Source organism: Streptomyces sp. NPDC058221, assembly GCF_042882365.1.
Taxonomy (GTDB): Bacteria; Actinomycetota; Actinomycetes; order Streptomycetales; family Streptomycetaceae; genus Streptomyces.
Genome location: NZ_JBHVWF010000091.1, coordinates 23,250 through 33,734 on the forward strand (window position 1 = coordinate 23,250; position 10,485 = coordinate 33,734).

Genomic DNA, 10,485 nt, shown 5'->3' on the forward strand with positions numbered 1-10,485 from the left:
GGCCGGCTCAGCGTTGCACCTTGCGGGTCGCCCGCAGCCACTCCTTGTTCATCGCGGATATCGACGGCAGCGGGATGCCCTTCGGGCAGGCCGTGGCGCACTCCCCCGTGAGGGTGCAGCCGCCGAAACCCTCGCTGTCCATCTGTCCCACCATGTCCAGCACCCGGGTCTCCCGCTCGGGAGCGCCCTGCGGCAGCACGTTCAGGTGGTTGACCTTCGCCGAGGTGAACAGCATCGCCGAGCCGTTGGGGCAGGCAGCGACGCAGGCACCGCAGCCGATGCACTCGGCGTGCTCGAAGGCGAAGTCGGCGTCCGGCTTGGGCACGGGGGTGGCGTGCGCGTCCGGTGCCGTACCGGTCGGGGCCGAGATGTAGCCGCCGGCCTGGATGATCCGGTCGAAGGCGGACCGGTCCACGACCAGGTCCTTGACGACCGGGAAGGCCGAGGCGCGCCAGGGCTCGATGTCGATGGTGTCGCCGTCCTCGAAGGACCGCATGTGGAGCTGACAGGTGGTGGTGCGCTCCGGTCCGTGGGCGTCGCCGTTGATGACGAGGCTGCACGCGCCGCAGATGCCCTCGCGGCAGTCGTGGTCGAAGGCGACGGGGTCGTCGCCGGCGAGGATCAGTTCCTCGTTGAGGGTGTCGAGCATCTCCAGGAACGACATGTCCTGCGAGATGCCCTCCACCCGGTAGGTGGACATGGCGCCGGGTGCGTCGGTGTTCTTCTGGCGCCAGACGCGCAGGGTGAGCTTCATGCGTAGCTCCGCTGAGTGGGGTGGACGTACTCGAAGACGAGGTCTTCCTTGTGCAGGACCGGGGCGTCGCCGGTGGCCGTGAACTCCCAGGCTGCGGCGTAGGAGAACTCCTCGTCGCGCCGGGCGGCCTCGCCGTCCGCGGTCTGGGACTCCTCGCGGAAGTGGCCCCCGCAGGACTCCGCGCGGTGCAGTGCGTCGAGGCACATGAGCTCGGCGAGCTCCAGGTAGTCGACGATGCGGTTGGCCTTCTCCAGCGACTGGTTGAACTCCTCGCCGGTGCCGGGGACCTTGATGCGGCGCCAGAACTCCTCGCGGATCTGCGGGATCCGGTCGAGCGCCTTGCGCAGTCCCTCCTCGGTGCGGGCCATCCCGCAGTACTCCCACATGAGTTCACCGATCTCCCGGTGGAAGGAGTCGGGGGTCCGGTCGCCGTCGACGGCCAGCAGCAGGTTGAGCCGGTCCTCGGTCTCGGCGACGGCCTCCTCCACCTCGGGGTGGGAGGCGTCGACCGCTTCGTGGTGCGGATTGCGCGCCAGGTAGTCGTTGATGGTCGACGGCAGGACGAAGTAGCCGTCGGCGAGTCCCTGCATCAGCGCGGAGGCTCCGAGCCGGTTGGCCCCGTGGTCGGAGAAGTTGGCCTCGCCGATCGCGAACAGGCCGGGGACCGTGGTCTGGAGGTCGTAGTCGACCCAGAGCCCGCCCATCGTGTAGTGGACGGCCGGGTAGATCCGCATCGGTGTCTCGTACGGGTTCTCCGCGGTGATCTGCGCGTACATGTCGAAGAGGTTGCCGTACTTCTCCTCGACCCTGTCCCGGCCCATCCGCTGGATGGCCTCGGCGAAGTCCAGGTAGACGCCCTGTCCGCCCGGCCCGACCCCGCGGCCCTCGTCGCACACGTTCTTCGCCGCGCGGGAGGCGATGTCGCGGGGCACCAGGTTGCCGAACGCGGGGTAGATGCGCTCCAGGTAGTAGTCGCGCTCGTCCTCGGGGATCTCGTTCGCGGGGCGGTCGTCGCCCTTGGCCTTCGGCACCCAGATGCGGCCGTCGTTGCGCAGCGACTCACTCATCAGCGTCAGCTTGGACTGGTGCTCGCCGGTGCGCGGGATGCAGGTGGGGTGGATCTGGGTGAAGCAGGGGTTGGCGAAGTACGCACCGCGCCGGTGGGCGCGCCAGATCGCGGTGGCGTTGGAGTTCATGGCGTTCGTCGACAGGTAGAAGACGTTGCCGTAACCGCCGCTGGCCAGCACGACCGCGTCCGCGAAGTACGTCTCGGTCCTCCCGGTGACCAGGTCGCGGGCGACGATGCCGCGGGCCCTGCCGCCGACGACGACCAGGTCGAGCATCTCGGTGCGGGAGTGCAGTTCGACGTTGCCGGCGGCGATCTGCCTCGACAGCGCCTGGTAGGCGCCGAGGAGCAACTGCTGTCCGGTCTGTCCGCGTGCGTAGAAGGTGCGGGAGACCTGGACGCCGCCGAAGGAACGGTTGTCGAGGAGTCCGCCGTACTCACGGGCGAACGGGACGCCCTGCGCCACGCACTGGTCGATGATCTCGACGGAGATCTGGGCGAGCCGGTGCACGTTGGACTCGCGGGCGCGGAAGTCGCCGCCCTTGACGGTGTCGTAGAAGAGCCGGTGGACCGAGTCGCCGTCGTTGCGGTAGTTCTTCGCCGCGTTGATGCCGCCCTGGGCCGCGACCGAATGGGCCCGGCGGGGCGAGTCCTGGAAGCAGAACTGGACGACGTGGTAGCCCTGTTCGGCCAGGGTGGCGCCGGCCGAACCGCCGGCCAGGCCGGTGCCGACGACGATGACGGTGTGCTTGCGGCGGTTGGCCGGGTTGACCAGCTTCGCCTCGAAGCGCCGGGTGTCCCAGCGTTCGGCGACGGGCCCCTGGGGGGCGCGGGTGTCGGCGAGTATCTCGCCGGTCGCGTAGTCCGTGTAGTCGTTCATGTCAGCTCACCACTCCGGTCATGACAGCGACGGGTACGGAGATGAAGCCCACCGTCAGCACCAGCGCGAGCACGTTGGCGATGGTCTTCAGGACGCGGTCACGGGTCGCCCGGCCGGCGCCGAGGGTCTGCGCCGCGCTCCAGAACCCGTGCTGGACGTGCAGCCCCATGGCGAGCATGGCGACGATGTAGATGACGTTGCCGTACCAGGTGGAGAAGGTGTCGATGACGTTCTGGTACGGGTGTCCGGACTGGAAGCCGCCGGAGTGCACGGTGCCGGTCGTCAGGTCCAGGATGTGCCAGACGATGAACAGCGCGATGACGATGCCGCCGTAGCGCATCGTGTTCGTGGCATAGCTGGCGCGCGGCTTCTTGTGCACGTACTTGCTGGGACGCGCCCTGAGGTCGCGCCGGCTGAGCTGGTACGCGGAGACGGCGTGCAGCACCACGGCGGCGACGAGCACCACACGGACGATCCACAGCGCCCACTCGTGATGCAGGAAGGGCTCGCCCATCACGCGCAGCCAGTGCGCGTAGCCGTTGAACTCGTCCGACCCGAAGAAGATCTTCAGGTTGCCGACCATGTGGACGACCAAGTAGAGGAGCATGATCAGGCCGCTCACGGCCATGATCGTCTTCTTGCCGACGGACGAGTCCCAGAGCGTACGCGTCATGGACGGCCGTCGGTCCGTCCGTGTTGCCAATGCCATGGACACGACGCTAGGGCCGAAGGGCCTGATCAGTCCAAGACATGGAGTGGCTCATATCCATAGGCATTAACTATGGAGGGAGCTATGGTGAGTGTATGCAATTTCAGCAGCTCATGTACTTCGTGGCCGTCGCCGAGGCGCGGCACTTCACCCGCGCCGCGGAGGACGTACATGTGTCGCAGCCCTCGCTCTCGCAGCAGATCAGGGCGCTGGAGAACGAGCTGGGCGCCGAGCTGTTCAGCCGCGCCAGGGGGAACATCGCGCTGACCGACGCGGGCGAGGCGCTGCTGCCGCTGGCCCGGCGCATCCTGGCCGACGCGGACACCGCCCGGCACGAGGTCCAGGAGCTGGCCCAGCTGCGCCGCGGGCGGGTCCGGCTGGGTGCGACACCCAGCGTCTGCACGGGTCTGCTGCCCGACGTGCTGCGCGCCTTCCACGATCTGCACCCGGGCATCCAGCTGCTGCTGGAGGAGGGAGGCTCGCACGACCTGGTACGGGAACTGGCGCGCGGCGCCCTCGACCTGGCCCTGCTGGTGCTCCCGCTCCCCGCGGCCTCGCCGGCCCTGACCACGGTCGAGCTGCTCCAGGAGGACCTGGTGGTGGTCTCGTCGGCGTCCGGCCCGCGGCCCGGCCGGGGCGGGAGCGTCCGGATCGCGGATCTGCAGGGTGAGCCGCTGGTGATGTTCCGGCACGGCTACGACCTGCGGGAGCTGACCGTGGCCGCCTGCCGGACCGAGGGCTTCGAGCCGTCGTTCACCGTGGAGGGTGGCGAGATGGACGCGGTGCTCGGGTTCGTCCGGGCCGGACTCGGCATCGCGGTGGTACCGAGCATGGTGGCCACCAGGGCGGGCCACGACCTGCGGACGACGCCCCTGGCGAAGCCGGGGCTGCGCCGCACGATCGCACTGGCGCACCGCAGTGACGTCGCCCCGCCGCGGGCGGCGCGCGAGCTGCAGCGGGTTCTGCTGGCCAGCCGGGCGGACCCATCGCCCTCACGTACCGGACCCGCCTGAGGACCAGGGGCTGCCCGGCCCTGATCCGCCGTCAGGGCCTGTCGGCTCACACGGCGTCGGCCAGCAGCAGCGCGTGGATCGCGTCCGGGGCTCCCGGCCGCGCGTAGTACCAGCCCTGGCCCGTGTCACAGCCGAGCTCCCGCAGCTGCTCCGCCTGCGCGCCCGTCTCCACGCCCTCGACCGTCACCGCCAGGTCCAGGCTGTGCGCGAGCGACACGATCCCCTCGACGATCTTCAGGTCCACCGGATCGGCCGGGTGGTGCTGCATCCCCTGGGTGAAGGAGCGGTCCAGCTTCAGCACGCTCACCGGCAGCCGCCTCAGGTTCGCCAGGTTCGAGTAGCCGGTGCCGAAGTCGTCGAGCGCTATGCCGACACCCATGTCGGCCAGCTGACGCAGCGGCTTCAGCAGATCGTCGTCGGCGCCGATGAGCGCCGACTCGGTGACCTCCAGACACAGCGCCGCCGGCTCAAGCCCGGACCGCTCCAGGACATCGACGGTCTCGGCGACCAGACGCGGGTGGTGCAGCTGGGCCGGCGAGAGGTTGACATTGATCCGCAGCGGACCGCCGTCGGTGTGCCGCTCCTGCCAGAAGTTGGCCTGCCGTACCGACTCCTCCAGCACCCAGCGGCCGAGCGGCACGATGAGTCCGGTGTGCTCGGCGAGTGCGATGAACCGGTCGGGCCCCAGCACGCCGTGCTGCGGGTGGCACCAGCGCACCAGCGCCTCCGCCCCGTGCACCGAACCGTCCCCGAGGTGCACCAGCGGCTGGTACTCGATGAAGAACTCGCCGCGCTCCAGCGCGGCCGGCAGCGCCGTCGTCAGCCCGTGCCGGGTGATGGCCCGGGCGTCCGCGTCGGCATCGGCCAGCTCGAAGCGGTTGCCGCCCGCGGACTTGGCGCGGTACATCGTGATGTCGGCGCTGCGCAGCACCTCGGCGGCGCTGCGTTCACCGGCCGGGCCCTCGACGACCCCGATGGAACCGCGGACGGTCAGCTCGCGCCCGTCGAGCCGGATCGGCGTGGCCAGCACACCGAGGATCCGGCAGGCGAGCTCGTCGACCTCCGAGGCCGTATCGGGCCCCGTCGTCAGTGCCACGAACTCGTCGCCGCCGAGCCGCGCCACCATCTCGCCCGGTGCGGTCGCGCAGCTCTGCAGCCGGTCCGCGACCTCGACCAGCAGCCGGTCGCCCGAGGCGTGGCCCAGGCTGTCGTTGATCGCCTTGAAGCCGTCCAGGTCCAGATAGCAGAGCCCGAAACGGCTGCCGTCACCCGCCGAGAGCGCTTTCTCGAGACGCTCGAAAAAAAGCGTGCGGTTCGGCAGGCCGGTGAGCGCGTCGTGCGTGGCCTCGTACCGCAGGCGCAGATTGAGCAGCCGGCGTTCGGTGGTGTCCTCCATCAACGCCAGCTGGTACTCCGGCCGGCCCTCGGAGTCGCGCAGCAGTGACACCGTCAGATTGGTCCACAGGACGGTGCCGTCGTTGCGGTAGAACGCCTTCTCGACCCGGTAGTGCTCGCGTTCGCCGCTCACCAGCTCGTTGTAGTAGGCCCAGACCTTCGGGGAGTCCTCGGGATGCACCCACTCGTTGACGCGGTGGCTGCGGACATGGTGGTCGAGCCCGCCGAACATCCGGGTGAGGGTGTCATTGACCTCCAGCACGTTGCCGTCGAGGTCGGCGATCCCGATCCCGATGGCGGCGTCCTTGAAGACGGCCCGGAACCGCGCCTCGGTCGCGTGCAGCGCCTGCTCGGCGTGCGAGCGCGCGGAGAGCGCGGAGCGGGCGATGGCCTCCTGCTCCGCGAGGGTCCGCTCGCGCAGCGCCTGGCTGAAGCCGCCCGCGACAGCGTGCTGGATGCGGGCACAGCGGGACCGGCTGTCCTCGGTCGTCAGCGCCACGGGCCCGTTGCTGCCGCAGTAGAGGACGAGGTAGGAGTCGACGACGCCGAGCGTGGAGCTGAGCGCGTCCGGGTCCGTGCAGTGTGCCGCGACGAGTGCACCGCCCACCTCGGCCGCCGATGTGGCGTCGAAGGGGCGGGCGTGCAGGGTGTCGCTGAGCGTCCGGGCGAGCGGAAGCAGATGCTGTTCGAACTCGGCCCGGGTCAGGGAGGTGGCCGTCGACGGGAAGATGGCCCGGCTCCAGATCGTGGCGAAGCGCCGGAGCCGGTCCTCGGGGCCGTCGGGGTCCGCGTCCGGTGCCCCGGACGACTGGGCGGGAATACTCACGCCTTGCGTCCCACTCCCGCGAAGCCCGAGAAGGCGTATGGGTCCTCGGTCTCCTGCGCGACGGAGGTGTCGGGGCGCCAGAGCGGCATCGGCACGAGGCCGGGGTCGACCATTGCGTACCCGTCGAAGAACCGGCCGATCTCGTCGCGCGAGCGCATGACCAGCGGGTTGCGGATTTTCTCGTACACGCCAACCGCCCCGCCCGCCGCCTCCTGCGTCAGCGGAATGCCCTCGTACGAGGCGTGGGTGACGACGAGGAGGCTGCCGGGGGCCAGGAGGTCGCGCAGTTCGGCGACCGCGGTCTGCGGGTCGTCGGAGTCCTCGATGAAGTGGAGTACGGCGACGAGGAGCAGCGCCACCGGACGGTCGAAGTCGAGCAGTCCCGAGATCTCCGGGTTCTCCCGGATCTCCTTCGGACGGCGCAGATCTGCGGTGGCGATCACCGCTCGGGAATTGCCTTCCAGTACGGCCCGGCTGTGTGCGACCGCGACCGGGTCGTGGTCGACGTAGGCCACCCTGGCCTGCGGATCGATACCCTGGGCGACCTCGTGGACATTGCCGAAGGTGGGTATCCCGGAACCGATGTCCAGGAACTGGGTGACCCCCTCACCGAGTGCGTAGCGCACCGCCCGGCGCATAAAGGCACGGTTCGCCTGCATGATCTTGGGAAGCCCCGGCATGAACTCCATGGCCTTGCGGGCCGCTTCCCGGTCCACCTCGAAATTGTGCGAGCCGCCCAGGTAGAAGTCATACATTCGGGACACGCTCGGCACCGATATGTCAATGCCTTGCGGTGCCCAGGCGGGACGCTCCATCGATGTCTCCAACAAGTCGCCACGGCGATCCGGCCATGTTCATGGTCAGTGTTGACCAGAGGCTACTGATCGACCGCCAGGAGAGCGAGCGGAAACGGAAATTCGCGGTCCGTTATTGGTCACACCCGTGGCAACTGCAACCACTCCGTCGCTGACTGTGACATCGGGGCGACGGAACGGCACAAGAAAGTTCTCCATAGAACTACTTTGACTCTTCGGCCGGCTTGGCATTGCGGGCACCGCGAACCATGTTCCCCCGATAGTGCGGTCGTTGACATCGCCGGACCTGACGCGCCGGACCGGCCACTTGGAAGGACAGGCCCGGTCCGGCGCAGGCCGCCGCGCCGGGACATCGACCACCCGGTGGGCGCGAGTTGCCTGCTTCGCCGGCATGGGTGACCCCGGCAGGGAATGCGGCATCAACGCCGGACACCACCTTGGCATTGCCTGCGAACGCCGGCAGCCGGGCTTTCGCACGGTCACCTTCGCAATTCCCCCTCGACGAGCTCGCGACGCCCTTGCCGATTCGGCGGTACGTGAATCCGGCACTGCCGGCCGGCGCCTTGCCGGCCTCTCGCCGCCCCTCCTCGGCCACACCCCGTCGCCACCACCAACAGGGCCGCCGCCGTCGGCGTGACCGTGGGAGCTGCGGCGGATGTACATGTCAACCCCCTCTGCATCCGGGCCAGTTGCCATGCGGGAGCCCCGTCCCGCTCCATGGCCCCGGGCATGTCCGCCCCGGGGCCTCTTTGTTCAATACGTCCGCAGAATTGTCCGGAGCCGCAAACACCCAGCACCTCAGGTCCCCACCATCAGGGGAATCCGACGAGGCTCCGGCGTGCCGCCGTGCGGCCCGGAACATGCTCCCCGTCGTGTACGGATCACTCATCGGCCGGCTCTCCGCCGCCGTCGCACTCACCTGGCTGTTGACCGCCCCGGCGCCCGCAGCGGCCGACAACTGTGCGTACGCCTCGATCGGCGACGACGGGGGCAGCGCGGCGGTCGCCACCAGCGGCGACGGCAGCTGTCACGCGGGGCCGAAGCCCAAGCCGCCCCCGCCACCCGCACCGCCACCCCCCTCGCCTCCGCCTCCTCCACCGCCTCCGCCGCCTCCTCCGCCCCCGCCACCCCCACCCGCATCGCCCGAGCCCGTGCCCGCCCCGGCGCCACCGCCGCCTCCTCCACCCCCGACCCCCTCGCCGCCCCCCTCACCGACCCCGTCTCCGTCCCCGTCCGTGCGCCCCACACCCCGGCCGGTGGCCCTTCCCGCCTACCGCAGACCGGTGCGGAAGGAGCCGGAACGCCATACCTCCCTGGTCACGCTCACCTTGATGATCACAGCCCCCGCGGTGTTCGCCGTCGCCGTGCTGCGACCCCGTTCCCGATGACCTCCGGAGACCCACATGTCGGAATGGCTTGTTCTCACCTTCGCCATGGTCGCGGCAAGCGCCGTGGTCCTCACCATCGCCGTCCTCAACAACCGTCGGCTCCCCGAGGACGACGATCCGTCCGAGACCCCTGATGTCATCGAGTACATGACGATGATGATCGGGGTGGTCTACGCGATCGTGCTCGGTCTCGCCATCGCAGGCGTCTGGGAGGGCCGGGGCGCCGCCCAGGAGTACGTACGCCAGGAGGCCCAGGCACTCCACGAGGTGGACGCCCGCTCGTCCGTCTACCCGGCGGAGGTGCGCACCCGGATCCGCGCCGACGTCGACACCTACGTGAGCTATGTCGTGCACGACGAGTGGCAGACCATGATCGACCACGGCACGCTCGGCGACCGCGGAGCGAAGCTGCTCGACCGGGTACGTGCCGACGTCACGGACTACAAGCCGAGGACGGACCACGAAGGGGAGGCGTACCAGCCACTGGTCGACCAGGTCGCCGCGGCCGACGACGCCCGCAGCGCACGCGGGCAGAGTGCCGGAGCGACCATGCCGGGCGTCGTCTGGTTCGGGCTGATCACCGGGGCACTGGTGACCGTCGGGCTGATCTTCACCCTGCAGATCCGCCGTACCTCACGAGAGCTCCTGCTGGCTGGACTCTTCAGCGTCCTGATCGCGTTCCTGCTGTTCCTCATCTGGGACTTCGACTCACCGTTCGGCCGCGGGCTTTCTGCCACGGCCGCACCGTTCCTCGATCTTTTCCCCGGCCCCTCGGGAGGTTAGGGGACAGCCCTCAGACGGCGAAAGCCCCGGCCGGTGCGCCGCTCGGGGGACAACGGCGCCCCAATGGACGGGCCCCGATCGCGGGCGAATTGCACCACTTCTAGCGTTGGCGGCATCGAGGTGCATTTCTGACGCTTTGTGGAAATCCGTTCCGCAGCTGCTCCTCGGGGACCCGGAGGATTCACCATGCGCGCAATACGTGTCGCCCCCGTCGCTCTGCTCGGTGCCGCGGCGCTCGCCCTGACCGCCCCGGCCGTGACCGCGTATGCCGCAACATCGGGTGGGCCGTCCAACGGCGGGAGCGGATACACCGTCACGCCGTCGGTGATCGCGCCGGGCGGCCAGGTCACCCTGGCTGCCAGCGGGTGCTCCACCACGGCCACGGCGTCCTCCGGGGTGTTCGACACCGTCACCGTCCCCCGGGGCGGCACAGCCAGAGCAACGGTCGACTGGGATGCCAAACCGGCCGCCGCCTACGAGGTGACGTTCACCTGCAACACCTCGCCGAGCTCCACGGCCAAGGTGAATCTCACGATCGGCGCGGCCACGAGCACACCCACCACCAGCTCCACGAGCGCCGCGAGGTCGACGGCCTCTCCGGCCGGTGTCCAGGGTGGTCTCGGTGGCAGCATCGACAGCCCCGACACCGGAATGATCGTGGTGGGCACAGCCCTCGCGGTGGCTGCCGCGACCAGCACCGTCTTCGTCGCTCGACGGCGCAAGGAGAGCCGTTCGCACTGACCGGCCATGCCGGCAGAAACGAAATTGGGCCCGGGTGCAGTGACAGGGGCCGGGGCGGACTGGTTAATCGTACTTACGGTGCAAGCGCGGCAACACATAGCACCAATGCAGGTCC

Annotated in this window: 8 protein-coding genes; 3 read left to right on the top strand and 5 right to left on the bottom strand. The window is 69.5% G+C overall.

Going from position 1 to position 10,485, the window contains the following annotated elements; translation table 11 throughout:
* Positions 1-7 precede the first annotated feature (7 nt).
* The 3 genes from ACFVW8_RS25630 to ACFVW8_RS25640 are packed head-to-tail and all read right to left on the bottom strand — an operon-like array spanning position 8 to position 3,409.
* Complete coding sequence (locus tag ACFVW8_RS25630; protein ID WP_389693857.1) at positions 8-754, bottom strand: succinate dehydrogenase/fumarate reductase iron-sulfur subunit; 747 nt, start codon at positions 752-754, stop codon at positions 8-10.
* Entirely contained in the window at positions 751-2,700 is a 1,950-nt protein-coding gene (locus ACFVW8_RS25635; RefSeq protein WP_389693859.1) for a fumarate reductase/succinate dehydrogenase flavoprotein subunit, read from the bottom strand. The genes ACFVW8_RS25630 and ACFVW8_RS25635 overlap by 4 nt, the downstream gene beginning before the upstream one ends.
* Before the next feature lies 1 nt (position 2,701).
* A complete protein-coding gene (locus tag ACFVW8_RS25640) occupies positions 2,702-3,409 on the bottom strand; it encodes a succinate dehydrogenase (protein WP_389693861.1) in 708 nt (235 codons plus the stop codon).
* A 95-nt stretch (positions 3,410-3,504) separates the two neighbouring features.
* Here ACFVW8_RS25640 and ACFVW8_RS25645 point away from each other — a divergent pair, with 95 nt between their 5' ends.
* Positions 3,505-4,422 (top strand): LysR family transcriptional regulator, encoded by a 918-nt coding sequence (locus ACFVW8_RS25645; RefSeq protein ID WP_389693863.1) that lies wholly within the window; start codon positions 3,505-3,507, stop codon positions 4,420-4,422.
* A 46-nt stretch (positions 4,423-4,468) separates the two neighbouring features.
* On the opposite strand, the gene ACFVW8_RS25650 is transcribed toward ACFVW8_RS25645, so the two are convergent.
* Both ACFVW8_RS25650 and ACFVW8_RS25655 read right to left on the bottom strand, forming a co-directional pair.
* Positions 4,469-6,643 carry a putative bifunctional diguanylate cyclase/phosphodiesterase gene (locus tag ACFVW8_RS25650; protein WP_389693865.1) on the bottom strand — a complete coding sequence of 725 codons (2,175 nt, stop codon included), beginning with the start codon at positions 6,641-6,643 and terminating at the stop codon, positions 4,469-4,471.
* Positions 6,640-7,458, bottom strand: a complete 819-nt coding sequence (locus ACFVW8_RS25655; RefSeq protein WP_389693867.1) for an SAM-dependent methyltransferase — start codon at positions 7,456-7,458, stop codon at positions 6,640-6,642. The genes ACFVW8_RS25650 and ACFVW8_RS25655 overlap by 4 nt, the downstream gene beginning before the upstream one ends.
* Positions 7,459-8,861: 1,403 nt before the next feature.
* Between ACFVW8_RS25655 and ACFVW8_RS25660 the strand changes: the two genes are divergently transcribed.
* Together ACFVW8_RS25660 and ACFVW8_RS25665 are read left to right on the top strand one after the other, a co-directional pair.
* On the top strand, positions 8,862-9,629 hold the full coding sequence (locus ACFVW8_RS25660; RefSeq protein WP_389693869.1) for a hypothetical protein: 768 nt from the start codon (positions 8,862-8,864) through the stop codon (positions 9,627-9,629).
* A 186-nt stretch (positions 9,630-9,815) separates the two neighbouring features.
* Positions 9,816-10,370, top strand: a complete 555-nt coding sequence (locus ACFVW8_RS25665) for a hypothetical protein (RefSeq protein ID WP_389693871.1) — start codon at positions 9,816-9,818, stop codon at positions 10,368-10,370.
* The last annotated feature ends 115 nt before the right edge of the window (positions 10,371-10,485 follow it).

Bases quoted from the DNA above. Each gene is read 5' to 3' on its own strand.
- ACFVW8_RS25665 (WP_389693871.1), top strand. From the start codon at position 9,816: ATGCGCGCAATACGTGTCGCCCCCGTCGCTCTGCTCGGTGCCGCGGCG.
- ACFVW8_RS25640 (WP_389693861.1), bottom strand. From the start codon at position 3,409: ATGGCATTGGCAACACGGACGGACCGACGGCCGTCCATGACGCGTACG.
- ACFVW8_RS25645 (WP_389693863.1), top strand. From the start codon at position 3,505: ATGCAATTTCAGCAGCTCATGTACTTCGTGGCCGTCGCCGAGGCGCGG.
- ACFVW8_RS25635 (WP_389693859.1), bottom strand. From the start codon at position 2,700: ATGAACGACTACACGGACTACGCGACCGGCGAGATACTCGCCGACACC.
- ACFVW8_RS25655 (WP_389693867.1), bottom strand. From the start codon at position 7,458: ATGGAGCGTCCCGCCTGGGCACCGCAAGGCATTGACATATCGGTGCCG.
- ACFVW8_RS25630 (WP_389693857.1), bottom strand. From the start codon at position 754: ATGAAGCTCACCCTGCGCGTCTGGCGCCAGAAGAACACCGACGCACCC.
- ACFVW8_RS25660 (WP_389693869.1), top strand. From the start codon at position 8,862: ATGTCGGAATGGCTTGTTCTCACCTTCGCCATGGTCGCGGCAAGCGCC.